Raw genomic sequence first — 13,395 nt, 5'->3', positions numbered from 1 at the left:
TTTGCATCACGTATTAAGGAGCGATTCCATGAAGATCACCTGGCTCGGCCATTCCGCCTTCCGCATCGAGACGAATGCGGCAAAGATACTGATTGACCCGTTTCTCACCCACAACCCGTCCTTCGCCGGTCAGGACATTAAGCAGGTTGCGAGCGGCATCACCCATATCCTCCTGACGCACGGCCATGGCGACCATGTCGGCGATACCATTTCGCTTGCCCGCGAGACGGGAGCCGTTGTGCTCGCCAATGCAGACCTCGCCGCCTGGCTCGGCTCCAAAGGCGTCGAGAGGATCGAGATGGGCAACACGGGCGGCACGGTTTCGCTCGGAAGTTTCACCGCCACCTTCACCAATGCGCTGCACTCCTCCGCCCAGATCACCGAGGACGGCGTCTCCCATTCGCTCGGCAATCCGAATGGCCTGATGCTGCATTTCGACGATGAGGCGAGCCTGCTCCATATGGGCGATACCGACATCTTCTCCGACATGGCGCTCCTCAATGAACTGCACCAGCCGGACATCGGCATCGTGCCGATCGGCGACCGCTTCACCATGGGCGGTGCCGTCGCAGCACTCGCCTGCCGGCGTTACTTCAACTTCAAGACCGCAATCCCCTGCCACTACGGCACCTTCCCGATCATCGACCAGACGCCGGAAAAATTCGTCTCCGGCATGGAAGGCTCGAAGACGCAGGTGAAGACGCCGAAGCAGGGCGAGACGCTGTCCATCTAAGCAAAACGCCGTTGCACTGGGCGGATATGGCCTTTATAGCGGGTGGGAAATTTCCCATTCGGAGAATGCCATGTCCGTCGATCTTGCCACCGTTAAGCGCGTCGCGCACCTTGCCCGTATTGCCGTTTCGGAAGAAGAGGCAAATCGCATGGTCGGCGAGCTGAATGGCATCCTCGGTTTCGTCGAGCAGCTTTCCGAGGTGAATGTCGAAGGCGTCGAGCCGATGACCTCCGTCACGCCGATGGCGATGAAAAAGCGGAAGGACGAGGTCACCGACGGCAGCAAGGCCGAGGACATCGTCGCCAATGCGCCGGTCAGCGACCACAATTTCTTCCTGGTGCCGAAAGTCGTCGAATAAGCCCAGCGCTTTTTCCGACCCCGTTGCCAATTCAAGAATCCGAGCGAACACGATGAGCAAACTCACCAGCCTGACCATTGCCGAATCCCGCGAGAAGCTGCGCGCCAAGGAGATCACCGCGTCCGAACTGACGGAAGCCTATATTTCGGCTATCGATGCGGCCAATGACCGGCTGAAAGCCTATATCAAAGTCACGCCCGATCTCGCCCGCATCATGGCGAAGAAATCCGACGAGCGCATCGCCGCAGGCCAGGCCGGCGATCTCGAAGGAATCCCCCTCGGCATCAAGGACCTCTTTGCGACCGTTGGCGTCCACACCCAGGCCTGCAGCCACATCCTCGACGGCTTCGAGCCGCGCTACGAATCGACCGTCACCCAGAACCTTTGGGACGACGGCGCCGTCATGCTCGGCAAGCTGAACATGGACGAGTTCGCCATGGGCTCCTCCAACGAGACCTCGCACTACGGCGCGGTCATCAATCCGTGGCGTGCGGCGGGCTCGAACCAGCAGCTCGTTCCGGGCGGCTCTTCCGGCGGCTCGGCGGCGGCGGTTGCAGCCCATCTTTGCGCCGGCGCCACCGCCACCGATACCGGCGGTTCGATCCGCCAGCCGGCCGCCTTCACCGGCACCGTCGGCATCAAGCCGACCTATGGCCGCTGCTCGCGCTGGGGCACGGTCGCCTTCGCATCCTCGCTCGATCAGGCCGGTCCGATCGCCCGCGACGTGCGCGATGCCGCGATCCTGTTGAAGTCGATGGCAAGTGTCGATGCGAAGGATACGACCTCCGTCGACCTGCCGGTGCCGGATTACGAAGCCTCGCTCGGCAAGTCGCTGAAGGGCATGAAGATTGGCATTCCGAACGAATACCGCGTCGACGGCATGCCGGAAGAAATCGAGACCCTCTGGCAGCAGGGCATCGCCTGGCTGAAGGACGCCGGCGCCGAGATCGTCAACATCTCGCTGCCGCATACCAAATACGCGCTGCCGGCCTATTACATCGTGGCTCCGGCCGAAGCCTCCTCGAACCTCGCCCGCTACGACGGCGTGCGCTACGGCTTGCGCGTCGACGGCAAGGATATCGTCGACATGTACGAGAAGACCCGCGCCGCGGGCTTCGGCAAGGAAGTCAAACGCCGCATCATGATCGGCACCTACGTGCTGTCGGCCGGCTACTACGACGCCTATTACCTGCGCGCCCAGAAGGTCCGCACGCTGATCAAGCGCGACTTCGAATTCGCCTTCGACGCCGGCGTCGACGCTATCCTGACGCCCGCCACCCCGTCCTCGGCCTTCGGCATCGCCGACGAGAACCTCGCCTCCGACCCGGTCAAGATGTACTTGAACGACATCTTCACCGTGACGGTCAACATGGCGGGCCTCCCGGGCATCGCCGTGCCTGCCGGCCTCGACCACAAAGGTCTGCCGCTCGGCCTCCAGCTCATCGGCAAGCCCTTCGATGAAGAGACCCTCTTCAAGACCGCGCATGTCATCGAACAGGCCGCGGGCAAGTTCACGCCGGCGAAGTGGTGGTAACGGGCTCATCATCTGCAAGATGACGGCTTCCGATAAGATGCATCTTGAGATGGTACTCAGTCGTCAATAGCTGCGGCGCGAGGAGGCTTCATGGACAAGACAGACCTCGCGCCGTTGATCCAGGCATTCGATCGTCTCGCGGCCGGCGGTTTTCACATGGGCGCAGACTGGCAGGCCGTGCACGAAATCTGCCAGGCCCACGAGGGTGAAAAGCCCTTCGACTGGGGTCATGCCCTTTGCCATCGCATCGAAGGCGACGACTGGAATGCTGATTACTGGTACCGACGCGCGGGTAAGAAGCGCGCAGCCGGTACCGTGGCTGAAGAGTGGTCGGCGATGAGGGCCGAGCTTTCGGCGCAGCTCTGACATCGCCGCCAAGGCCGCGCGCCGAAAACGACACGCGGCTTGGATGATGCTGCGGAACTATCGATTATCCTGCTCGGCTCTTACCAGCACCAAACCGCGCTCCGTGATGCGGTAGGGCTTACCGCTCGAAGATTTGATCGCCTTCTTCTGTTTGAGTTTGCGGAAGGTGATCAGGTCAAGGCCGGAGAATACCCAGCCTTCGCGGGTATAGAGCTGCAGTTTTTCGATCTTTTTCTTTTCGTCGCGTGTGATTTCGATGCGGCCGCCCTGGGCCAATAGGTGCAGGATGCGCTGCTCCGTGCGGGAAATGTCCATTTGAATGTTGATCCGGTCTTCGCGCCGAAAAAGCGCGTAAAAAAACGATCCGGCGTTCGAGGCGAGCGTCGGGGCTTCGTTTTTTTCTGGCCCATGCGCGCAAGCAGGCTTGCAGGCAGGGCCGTTAGCGGGTCTGAGAATGGCTCAACATAAGGACTTGGTAGCTCGCCTCGAACAGGAGGTCAAGCAGGCGCCGGGCTTGCGAAAATCGGCTGATAACGATGGCGCGAGCGCGCAAATCATTGGAAAAACCACCGATTCGGTGTTCTACTGAAAGCGTTGAGCGGAGGTGCCATTGATCCACATTCGCAATGCCCGCGAGGGCGAAGCGGACCTTTTGAGTGAGATCGGCCTCAGAGCCTGGCAAAAGGCGATGACGGCAATGGGCGAGTCGGACGCGCTGCTGGATGCGGCGCGCAGTGCCTTCGTCAATTTTACGCAAGGCACATGGCTGACGATCACGGTGATCGAGCTCAACCGTATCGTTGCCGGCTGGGCGGCGCGCGAGCACCTGGACGAGACAATATCCGATTTCTGGATCGATCCGGCCTATACTCGCCAGGGCCTCGGCTCTGCGCTCCTGGAAGAGATCGAAAAGGACGTTGCCGAGCAGGGTTTCGCGAAGGCGGCAATGCAGACGCATTCGGGAAATACCGAGGCGATCAGCTTTTTCCAGAAGCACGGTTACGCCATCCACTGGCTTTCAATCGCCTATAATCCGAAGCTCGACCGCGACGTACCATCGGTCGGATTGGCGAAGGACCTGGAAACCGAGGGCGACGGCAGTTACGGGCCTGGCTCTAGCTTCTGACTGACGTGCCGAAAGCCTTGCACCGGCAGACCATTTCCTTTACCTCACCAGTTGAAAAGAACAGCCTCCAAAGAGCATCAAATGACCATTGTCGACGTTCGCACGCCTGATCCGAAACGCTTCATTCCCGGCGCCACCGGCGATTGGGAAGTCATCATCGGCATGGAAGTCCATGCGCAGGTGCTGTCGAATGCGAAGCTCTTCTCCGGCGCCTCGACGGAATTCGGCAAGCCGCAAAATTCGAACGTCTCGCTCGTCGATGCTGCCATGCCCGGCATGCTGCCGGTCATCAACGAGGAATGCGTCAAGCAGGCGGTGCGCACCGGCCTCGGTCTGAAGGCTCAGATCAACAAGCGTTCGGTCTTCGACCGCAAGAACTATTTCTATCCCGACCTGCCGCAGGGCTATCAGATCTCGCAGTACAAGGATCCGATCGTCGGCGAAGGCACGATCGTCATTTCGCTTGGTCCTGACCGCCAAGGCCAGTTCGAGGATATCGAGATCGGCATCGAGCGCCTGCATCTGGAACAGGATGCCGGCAAGTCGATGCACGACCAGCATGCGACGATGTCCTACGTCGACCTCAACCGCTCCGGCGTCGCGCTGATGGAAATCGTCTCGAAGCCCGATATGCGCTCGTCGGACGAGGCGAAGGCCTACATGACGAAGCTCCGCTCGATCGTGCGATATCTCGGCACCTGCGACGGCAACATGGACGAAGGCTCGATGCGCGCCGACGTCAACGTCTCCGTCCGCCGCCCTGGCGAGCCCTTCGGCACGCGCTGCGAGATCAAGAACGTCAATTCCATCCGCTTCATCGGCCAGGCGATCGAATACGAAGCCCGCCGCCAGATCGGCATCCTGGAGGACGGCGGTACGATCGATCAGGAAACCCGCCTTTTCGACGCGAACAAGGGCGAAACGCGCTCCATGCGTTCCAAGGAAGAAGCGCATGATTATCGCTACTTCCCCGATCCGGACCTGCTGCCGCTCGAATTCGACGATGGCTTCATCAAGGATCTTGCAGCCCACCTGCCGGAGCTGCCGGACGACAAGAAGGAGCGCTTCGTCCGCGAACTCGGCCTTTCGGTCTACGACGCTTCGGTGCTGGTCTCCGAAAAGGCGATTGCCGATTATTTCGAGGCCGTGGCCGAAGGCCGCGACGGCAAGACGGCTGCAAACTGGGTCATCAACGACCTGCTCGGCGCCTTGAACAGGACCGGCAAGGACATCGAAGAGACGCCGGTTTCGCCGGCTCAGCTGGGCGCGATCATCGATCTCATTAAGGCCGAGACCATCTCCGGCAAGATTGCCAAGGACCTCTTCGAGATCGTGCTCAACGAAGGCGGCGATCCGGTTGAGATCGTCGAGGCCCGCGGCATGAAGCAGGTGACCGATACCGGCGCCATCGAAAAGGCCGTCGACGAGATCATCGCCGCCAACCCGGATCAGGTGGCCAAGGTTCAGGCAAAGCCGACGCTTGCCGGCTGGTTCGTCGGCCAGGTGATGAAGGCAACCGGCGGCAAGGCCAATCCGCAGGCCGTCCAGGCGCTCGTCAAGGCCAAGCTCGGAATCGAGGAGTAGGGATCGTGTATTTCGTGCGCACGGCAAGCGAGCGGGACCTCGACAAGGTCCGCGCCCTGCTGGTCGAGGCGTTTCGTTCCGCCTATGCCGATCTCTATGGCGAGGCGAAGGTGAGCGAGCTGATCGCGCACCTGTTTTCTCCGGCAGCGCTCCAGGCGCGGCTGGCGAAGAAGAACGCGGAATTCCTCGTCGCCGACAACGGCAAGACCGTGGGCGGCATTGGCTATGCCGCCATGTCGGACGAGAGGACGAAGACGGTTATGCTGCATTTGCTTTACGTGCGGCCGTCGCTGCATCGCCAGGGCATCGGACGCCAAATCTTCGCCGAGCTCGAGACCTGCTTTCCTGATGCAGAGATCATGCGTCTGGAGGTCGAGCCAAGGAACGAAAAGGCGATTGCCTTCTATCACGCGCACGGTTTTGCCGACGCAGGCCGCAACGAAAACGACGGACCGGGCCAATCCGGGATCGCGCCGCTGATCCTTGAAAAGCAGCTCGAACCCCATTGAACCGGCAACGATGGCCAAAGTTGACGTGGCGACATGCGCGGCAACGGAATTGGTGCGCAGATGATCGAATTCTACGTCGGCGAGGCAAAAGGCCGCGGCCTTTCGCATCTGCAACCAACGCCAAGCGCCGGGATGCGCATCGTTTCTCCAAGCGCCTCAGTTTCAAGCCGTCGCATTTGGGCTCCATGATGGCCCTGAAATGAGGTTTCGCCCGATGGGAATCGCTGGACAATCCAGCGTTCCGGCGGCATAAGCGAAGAACGAATTCTAGTCCCGCTCGCCTTCGGCAAGCACAAGGAAAAGACATGAAGAACCTTCTTTTGCAAATCTTCACCTGGTGGAACGGCCAGACGTTGGGCACGCGTTTTGCGACCTGGCGTTTCGGCAAGCGCGTCGGTGAGGATGAATTCGGCAACGTCTACTATGAAGGCGGCATGTCCTCCTATGGCCTGCCGAAGCGCTGGGTGATCTACAAGGGATATGCCGAAGCCTCCGCCATCCCCCCGGGCTGGCACGGCTGGATGCACCACCGCACCGATGTTCCGCCGTCGAAGGAAAACTACGTCGCCAAGGAATGGCAAAAGACGCACCGTCCCAACCTCACCGGCTCTCCGCAGGCGTACCGCCCGCCGGGCTCGCTTGCCGTTGCCGGCGAACGCCCGCGGGTGACCGGCGACTACGACGCCTGGACGCCCGGCAACTGATGTCGCTCTGCCAAGCGAGCCGTCCGGCCCCGCTTTTGGCCACAATTGACCTTTACCCGCAGATTGGTCGCACGAGCTGCGGCCTTGATCTGAAATGCGCTGGAGACGGGTAGATATGAAGCTTTTCACGCGGAATCATGTCCTGCGTGCTGCCGGGTTTGCCCTGGCGCTTGGTTCTTCCTTCTTGCCGCAGGCGGCGTCTGCCGCACGCATCGACAATCCCGTTGCCGTCTTCTCCGGCCTCGACAAAATCACCGGCCGCATCACCACCTTCGACGTCTATGTCAACGAGACCGTGCAGTTCGGCGCACTTCAGGTCACGCCGAAGGCCTGCTATTCGCGCGACCAGGCGGAAGCCCAGAAGATCGACGGTTTCGTCGAAGTCGACGAGATCACCCTCGACCGAAAGATCCGCCGCATCTTCACCGGCTGGATGTTCGCAGACAGCCCCGGCCTCAACGCTGTGGAACACCCGATTTATGACGTCTGGCTGAAGGACTGCAAGGCGCAGTCCGAGGTGCCGGCGCCCGAAGGCGCGGCGAAGTAGCGTTCCATTTCATGAGCAGCGTCGTGGCCATCCTCGTCCTTCGAGGCTACGCCGTGTAAGCTTCCCCTCAGGATGAGGATGGAGGCAGCACCGATATTTGCCAAGCGCCGACGCGTGAGAAGTCTTCACACTGAGGCGAGAGCGAAGCGACCCTCAAAGGGCGAGGGCGGGCAGCGCGGGAAAGACGCTTGACGCAGCCCTCAAAACTTCAGGTGCGGTGAATCCATCGCCGCGGCGAGCATCACCGCATAGTCGTCCTTGGGCACGTCGATGGCGCCGAAGGTCTTCAAATGCTCGGTGGTGAATTGCGTGTCGAGCAGGGTGAAGTCCCTGTCGCGCAGACGCGCAACCAGATGAACGAGACAGATCTTCGAGGCATCGGTGCGGCGGGAGAACATGCTCTCGCCGAAGAACGCGGAACCGAGCGAGACGCCATAGAGGCCGCCGACCAGTTGATCGTCGTGCCATGCTTCGACGGAATGGGCATGGCCCATGCGGTGGAGCGTCGAATAGAGTGATCTGATCGTATGGTTTATCCAGGTGCTCGGACGGTCGAAGGTCGCCTCGGCACAGGCCGCGATCACGGCGTCGAAATCATGATCAAAGCGGATATCGAAGGGCTGCCTGCGGATAGTCTTCGCAAGGCTTTTAGAGACATGGAAGATGTCGAGCGGCAGCACGCCGCGAAGCTCCGGCTCGACCCAGAAGATTTCCGGATCGTCGGCGGATTCGGCCATCGGGAAGAGGCCGATGGAATAGGCGCGCAGGAGAATCTCCGGGGTAATGCCTGGGGACTTCCTGCGCGAGCCTGCCATTTCCGTTATGCCGGATGGTTGGCCAGGTAGTGTTCCAGCCAGTGGATATCATAGTCGCCGTTGGCGATATCCTGATTGGACACGAGATCCTGGAACAGTGGTAGCGTCGTCTTGATGCCGTCGACGACGAATTCGTCAAGAGCACGGCGCAGACGCATCATGCATTCGACGCGGGTACGTCCATGCACGATGAGCTTGCCGATAAGGCTATCATAGTAGGGGGGGATCTTGTAGCCCTGATAGGCGCCGCTATCGATGCGCACACCGAGGCCGCCCGGCGCATGAAAATGCGTGATCGTGCCGGGCGAAGGCACGAAAGTGCGCGGGTCCTCGGCATTGATGCGGCATTCGATGGCGTGACCCTCGAAGGTGACCTCTTCCTGCGTGACGGAGAGGCCGCGGCCGGAGGCGACGCGGATCTGCTCGTGCACGAGATCGATGCCGGTGATCGCTTCGGTGATCGGATGCTCCACCTGCAGGCGGGTGTTCATTTCGATGAAATAGAATTCGCCGTTTTCGTAGAGGAATTCGATCGTGCCGGCGCCGCGATACTTCAGCTTCTTCATGGCGTCGGCGCAGATCTGGCCGATCTTCATGCGCTGCTCGACGTTAAGCGCCGGAGAGTTTGCCTCTTCCCAGACTTTCTGGTGACGGCGCTGTAGCGAGCAGTCACGTTCGCCAAGGTGGATCGCATTGCCTTCACCGTCGCCAAACACCTGGATTTCGATGTGGCGCGGCTTGCCGAGATACTTTTCCATGTAGACGGCGTCGTTGCCGAAGGCCGCCGCCGCTTCCGCGCGTGCTGTCGACCAAGCCTCGATGAGGTCGGCCTCGGATTTTGCGACCTTCATGCCGCGGCCGCCGCCGCCTGCCGTTGCCTTGATGAGAACCGGATAGCCGATCAAGGCTGCCGTCTTGATCGCATCTTCCTCGGTCTTCACTTCGCCGTCCGAGCCTGGAACAACCGGGATGCCGAGTTCCAGCGCGGTCGTCTTGGCGGTGATCTTGTCGCCCATGATGCGGATATGGTCCGCCGTCGGACCGATGAAGGTGATGTCGTGGGCATCGAGAATGTCCGCGAACTTGGCATTTTCCGAAAGGAAGCCATAGCCCGGATGCACGGCATCCGCACCGGTGATTTCGCAGGCAGCAACGATCTGATGGATGTTCAGATAGCTATCGCGCGAGGGCGGCGGGCCAATGCAGACGCTCTCGTCGGCAAGGCGCACATGCATGGCATCGGCATCGGCGGTGGAGTGAACCACGACGCAGGGAATGCCGAGCTCCTTGCAGGCGCGCAGCACGCGCAGCGCGATTTCCCCGCGATTGGCTATGAGGATTTTGGAGACCATGACGCCTGCCTTATTCGATGACGACGAGGAGTTGGCCGTATTCGACGGGCTGACCATCCTCGACGAGGATCTCCGTGACCTTACCGGACTTCGGAGACGGGATCTGGTTCATCGTCTTCATTGCTTCGATGATGAGAAGCGTTTGGCCTTCCTTGACGGTCGCGCCGACTTCGATGAAGGCACGGGCGCCGGGAGCCGGAGCCATGTAGACAGTGCCGACCATCGGCGCGTTGACGGTGTTGGCCGGGTTACGCACTGCGGCGGCCGGAACAGCGGGAGCAGGCTGCGGTACGGCTGCAGAAGAAGCGGCTGCAGCATAGGCAGGAACACCGATCGGCGCCTGGACATAATGCGTGTTGCCGGCGCGCGAAACGCGGATACGCAGATCGTCCTGCTCGACCTCGATCTCCGTCAGGTCCGTGTCGTTGAGGATGTTTGCGAGATCGCGGATCAGCGCCTGATCGATACCTTTTTTCGTCTCAGCCATGAGTGTGCCCTGTCTTCTTCTTATGCCGTGAGGTTCTTCAGCGCGTGGAGCGCCAGGATATAGCTATGGGGGCCAAAACCGCAGATGACACCCTTCACAGCGGGCGCAATCAACGACTTGTGGCGAAATTCTTCGCGAGCATGAACGTTGGTGATATGGAGTTCCACCACCGGAATGGAAATAGCGCGGATTGCATCGTGCAGTGCGAGCGAGGTGTGCGTGTAGGCGCCGGCATTGAGCATGACGCCCGCCGCCTTGCCGTTTGCCTCGTGGAGCCAGTCGATGAGGACGCCTTCATGATTGCTCTGGCGGAAGTCGATCTCCAAGCCGAGTTCGCCGCCCGCCGCCTTGCAATCCGTCTCGATATCCGTGAGCGTCTTTCCGCCGTAAATGCCGGGCTCTCTGGTGCCCAGCAAATTCAGGTTAGGTCCGTTCAGGACGAAAATGGTCTGCGTCATCGAATGTTCCGTCAAAAGCACGAGGGCCACCTATAGACTCCCCATGCCTTGATTGAAAGCCCTTTGGGGAGGGCAGCCGGAATCGTGCCATATTTGTCCACATGGCTGAAACACTTGGATTTTGGCGAATTGATGGGCGCGGCCTCAGCAGCTCGTCTTGCCGCAGGTGCGCATGTTCTTGACCTTGGCCTCCAGGTCGTCGAAGCCGACCGCGCCCTGCACCAGCTCGTTGCCGATCACATAGGACGGTGTGCCGGTGATGCCGAGGTTCTGGGCAAGCTGATAGGTCTTCTGAACGCTCTCGTCACTCGGGCTCTTCTTCATCTCCGCGAGGATCTGCTCCTTGCTGACGCCGAGCGATTCCGCAACGCCGAGAGCCTTCTCCTCATCAGCCCGTCCACCGCTGCCGAGCAGGGCGATGTGGAACTCGCCGTATTTTTCAGGCGCAAGCTTGCGGAAGGCGCCCGAGACCTTGTGGGCAGCAGCCGATTCCGGCCCGAGGATCGGAAGTTCCTTCAGCACGAAACGGACGTTCTTGTCTTTTTCGAGCATGGTCTGCATGTCTGAAAGAGCGTGGCGGCAATAACCGCAATTGTAGTCGAAGAACTCGACGATCGTGACGTCGCCCTTCGGATTGCCGATGGCCGCGTCGTATTTCGCGTCGAAGATTTCCTTCTCGTTGTCTTCGATCGCCCTGTTGGCTTTCACGAGGCGAGCCTCTTCCTGCTTCTTCTGCAGGGCATTTTGAACGTCAATCATGATCTCGGGGTTCTGGATCAGGTATTCCTTGATGAACTCGCCGAACTCCTTCTTCTGCGCGTCATCGAGGGCTGCCGCCGGAAGGGGCAGGGCAACGCTCGCTGCGAGCGCAAGGGCGGTGAAGGCTTTCGGGAAGAAGGTCATTTTATCCTCGTTTACGGCGGATGGGGCGCGATATTTGCTGCATCTTATCATCGCCGTGTTAACAGGTAGAACTGCGAAGCACCAAATTACGGCGCATGGTCCCGTCCTCAAACAGGATTTTTCGCAGGCGCGACACAATCGCGGGATTGTGATGAGCCGATTATTGCGGCAATTGTCTGGCCGCAAGTGAACTTCCGGAGATATGCAGCCTTGTTTTCCATATCGAGACGCAGCGAAGTCGAACCCTTCCACGCCATGGACGTGCTCGCCGAGGCGACCAGACGGCGCGCAAGCGGTCATCCGGTTATTTCCATGGCGGTCGGCCAGCCTTCGCATCCCGCGCCGCAGGCAGCACTCGATGCGGCACGCGCAGCGCTCGCCAAGGGCAGGATCGGCTATACCGACGCCCTCGGCACCGCACGCCTGAAGCAAGCGCTCGCTGAGCACTACCGCGACCGGCACGGGCTTGACATCGACCCGCTACGGATCGCCGTCACCACCGGCTCGTCTGCGGGCTTCAACCTTGCCTTTCTTTCGCTCTTCGATGCCGGCGATGCCGTGGCGATCGCCAGGCCCGGTTATCCGGCCTATCGCAATATCCTCGGCGCGCTCGGCTTGAAGATTATTGAAGTGCCGGTGACGGCCGAGGCGCATTTCACGCTGACGCCGGAAAGCCTGGAGGCGGCGCAAAAGGAAGGCGGCGTCAGGCTGAAAGGCGTACTGCTCGCAAGCCCGGCCAATCCGACGGGCACGGTGACGGGCAGGGAGGCGCTGAAGGCGCTCGCCGATTATTGCGCCGCCAACTCGATCGCCTTCATCTCCGACGAAATCTACCACGGGCTGACATTTGCCGGCGAGGAGACGAGCGCGCTGGAGCTGACCGGCGAGGCGATCGTCATCAACTCCTTTTCGAAATATTATTGCATGACCGGCTGGCGCATCGGCTGGATGGTGCTGCCGGAGCGACTGGTCCGGCCGATCGAGCGCGTGGCGCAAAGCCTCTACATCTCGCCGCCAGAGCTTTCCCAGATCGCCGCAACGGCGGCACTCAACGCAACGGCGGAGCTCGATGTCTATAGGGCAAGCTATGCCAGGAACCGCGATTTCCTGATGCGGCGTCTTCCCGAGATCGGGCTTTCGATCGCTTCGCCCATGGACGGCGCCTTCTATGCCTATGTCGACGTCACCCGCTTCACCAATGACAGCATGGCCTTCGCCAAGCGCATGCTGGCGGAAATCGATGTCGCCGCCACACCCGGCTTCGACTTCGATCCCTTGGAGGGCAACCGGACGATGCGCATGTCCTATGCGGGCTCCGAGGCCGACATCGCCGAGGCGGTGGAACGCATTGCCGTCTGGCTGAAATAGAGTCTGATTTCCGAGGCTTGCCGAGGATTTCGAAAGGATTTTTGAAAGTACTTGAATCAAAATATTCGCAATCATGGTCTCGTGTTCACGCGGTGGGTTTCACCCCGCGTCTTGCATCTTGCGTTCCACTCGGACGGGGCTGGAATTTGCCGCGTTGAAGTGAAGCATATGGGGCTTCCCACCGCCCCTTCGGCGATTTTTATCGGCAGTCGGTCTCTCTCGGATATCGGCGCCTCGTTGGAGCGCAAGGCTTTGGGATGAACGGCCGCACTTTCCTGGCGGGGTCTGTCTGTGTGTCTCACAGACATGTCCGGTAACACCCGGCCCGGAATTTTCTGTCCGACCGCCGCCCAGAGGGGATCATTTCTGCGGGTAGCGTTCCCCTTACCAATAAAACCTAAGCCTTGGCCAAGTGCCAAGGGCAATTTTACAAACTGCCAAACCTCGCCAGAGCCTCTTGCTACATCCTTCGCGCAACCAGACGAGCGGATAAAAAAATCCGGCCGCGTTGCCGCAGCCGGATTGTCGCTTCATGATCCTGGGTCGGCGTC

General features: G+C 60.5%; 16 protein-coding genes and 1 pseudogene. 11 read left to right on the top strand and 6 right to left on the bottom strand.

The window, feature by feature from the left end; all coding sequences use genetic code 11:
- Positions 1 to 28 precede the first annotated feature (28 nt).
- The 4 genes from ACZ9DP_RS27300 (at position 29) to ACZ9DP_RS27285 (ending at position 2,991) form a co-directional block, all read left to right on the top strand.
- The gene (locus ACZ9DP_RS27300) at positions 29 to 733 is read left to right on the top strand and encodes a metal-dependent hydrolase (protein WP_476204138.1); all 705 of its coding nucleotides are present in this window, start codon (positions 29 to 31) and stop codon (positions 731 to 733) included.
- Positions 734 to 803: 70 nt separating this feature from the next.
- Positions 804 to 1,091 carry an Asp-tRNA(Asn)/Glu-tRNA(Gln) amidotransferase subunit GatC gene (gatC, locus tag ACZ9DP_RS27295; RefSeq protein WP_074067477.1) on the top strand — a complete coding sequence of 96 codons (288 nt, stop codon included), beginning with the start codon at positions 804 to 806 and terminating at the stop codon, positions 1,089 to 1,091.
- A 52-nt stretch (positions 1,092 to 1,143) separates the two neighbouring features.
- Entirely contained in the window at positions 1,144 to 2,625 is a 1,482-nt protein-coding gene (gene gatA / locus ACZ9DP_RS27290) for an Asp-tRNA(Asn)/Glu-tRNA(Gln) amidotransferase subunit GatA (protein WP_476204137.1), read from the top strand.
- 90 nt (positions 2,626 to 2,715) lie between these two features.
- Positions 2,716 to 2,991 carry a hypothetical protein gene (locus ACZ9DP_RS27285; protein WP_074067481.1) on the top strand — a complete coding sequence of 92 codons (276 nt, stop codon included), beginning with the start codon at positions 2,716 to 2,718 and terminating at the stop codon, positions 2,989 to 2,991.
- 57 nt (positions 2,992 to 3,048) lie between these two features.
- Here the strand turns inward: ACZ9DP_RS27285 and ACZ9DP_RS27280 are convergent, their stop codons facing one another.
- Positions 3,049 to 3,306, bottom strand: a complete 258-nt coding sequence (locus ACZ9DP_RS27280; RefSeq protein ID WP_133940261.1) for a YjhX family toxin — start codon at positions 3,304 to 3,306, stop codon at positions 3,049 to 3,051.
- 295 nt (positions 3,307 to 3,601) lie between these two features.
- On the opposite strand from ACZ9DP_RS27280, the gene ACZ9DP_RS27275 reads away from it, so the two are divergent.
- The 6 genes and pseudogenes from ACZ9DP_RS27275 to ACZ9DP_RS27250 all read left to right on the top strand — a co-directional run bounded on the left by ACZ9DP_RS27275 (position 3,602) and on the right by ACZ9DP_RS27250 (position 7,461).
- Positions 3,602 to 4,117: an N-acetyltransferase family protein gene (locus tag ACZ9DP_RS27275; RefSeq protein ID WP_476204135.1), complete on the top strand. Its 516-nt coding sequence runs from the start codon at positions 3,602 to 3,604 to the stop codon at positions 4,115 to 4,117.
- An 81-nt stretch (positions 4,118 to 4,198) separates the two neighbouring features.
- Complete coding sequence (gatB, locus tag ACZ9DP_RS27270; RefSeq protein WP_022714873.1) at positions 4,199 to 5,701, top strand: Asp-tRNA(Asn)/Glu-tRNA(Gln) amidotransferase subunit GatB; 1,503 nt, start codon at positions 4,199 to 4,201, stop codon at positions 5,699 to 5,701.
- 5 nt (positions 5,702 to 5,706) lie between these two features.
- On the top strand, positions 5,707 to 6,210 hold the full coding sequence (locus tag ACZ9DP_RS27265; protein WP_476204134.1) for an N-acetyltransferase family protein: 504 nt from the start codon (positions 5,707 to 5,709) through the stop codon (positions 6,208 to 6,210).
- A gap of 24 nt (positions 6,211 to 6,234) precedes the next feature.
- Positions 6,235 to 6,413: pseudogene (locus tag ACZ9DP_RS27260) on the top strand (GNAT family N-acetyltransferase); the annotation flags it as partial.
- A 102-nt stretch (positions 6,414 to 6,515) separates the two neighbouring features.
- Positions 6,516 to 6,914, top strand: coding sequence for an NADH:ubiquinone oxidoreductase subunit NDUFA12 (locus ACZ9DP_RS27255; protein WP_239599277.1), 399 nt, complete (start codon positions 6,516 to 6,518; stop codon positions 6,912 to 6,914).
- A 115-nt stretch (positions 6,915 to 7,029) separates the two neighbouring features.
- A complete protein-coding gene (locus ACZ9DP_RS27250) occupies positions 7,030 to 7,461 on the top strand; it encodes a DUF2155 domain-containing protein (protein ID WP_022714877.1) in 432 nt (143 codons plus the stop codon).
- Between the two features lie 200 nt (positions 7,462 to 7,661).
- On the opposite strand, the gene aat is transcribed toward ACZ9DP_RS27250, so the two are convergent.
- The 5 genes from aat to ACZ9DP_RS27225 all read right to left on the bottom strand — a co-directional run bounded on the left by aat (position 7,662) and on the right by ACZ9DP_RS27225 (position 11,476).
- Positions 7,662 to 8,276, bottom strand: coding sequence for a leucyl/phenylalanyl-tRNA--protein transferase (aat, locus tag ACZ9DP_RS27245; protein WP_476204133.1), 615 nt, complete (start codon positions 8,274 to 8,276; stop codon positions 7,662 to 7,664).
- Positions 8,277 to 8,281: 5 nt separating this feature from the next.
- Entirely contained in the window at positions 8,282 to 9,628 is a 1,347-nt protein-coding gene (accC, locus tag ACZ9DP_RS27240; RefSeq protein WP_074067497.1) for an acetyl-CoA carboxylase biotin carboxylase subunit, read from the bottom strand.
- A 10-nt stretch (positions 9,629 to 9,638) separates the two neighbouring features.
- The gene (gene accB / locus ACZ9DP_RS27235; RefSeq protein ID WP_476204132.1) at positions 9,639 to 10,115 is read right to left on the bottom strand and encodes an acetyl-CoA carboxylase biotin carboxyl carrier protein; all 477 of its coding nucleotides are present in this window, start codon (positions 10,113 to 10,115) and stop codon (positions 9,639 to 9,641) included.
- Between the two features lie 20 nt (positions 10,116 to 10,135).
- Entirely contained in the window at positions 10,136 to 10,573 is a 438-nt protein-coding gene (gene aroQ / locus ACZ9DP_RS27230; protein WP_074067500.1) for a type II 3-dehydroquinate dehydratase, read from the bottom strand.
- A gap of 144 nt (positions 10,574 to 10,717) precedes the next feature.
- Complete coding sequence (locus ACZ9DP_RS27225) at positions 10,718 to 11,476, bottom strand: DsbA family protein (protein WP_476204131.1); 759 nt, start codon at positions 11,474 to 11,476, stop codon at positions 10,718 to 10,720.
- 210 nt (positions 11,477 to 11,686) lie between these two features.
- Between ACZ9DP_RS27225 and ACZ9DP_RS27220 the strand changes: the two genes are divergently transcribed.
- Positions 11,687 to 12,844, top strand: coding sequence for a pyridoxal phosphate-dependent aminotransferase (locus ACZ9DP_RS27220; RefSeq protein ID WP_476204130.1), 1,158 nt, complete (start codon positions 11,687 to 11,689; stop codon positions 12,842 to 12,844).
- Positions 12,845 to 13,395: the final 551 nt, after the last annotated feature.

Source organism: Rhizobium sp. USDA 4016 (genome assembly GCF_056279705.1).
This window is presented reverse-complemented; position numbering and strand designations above follow the sequence as displayed.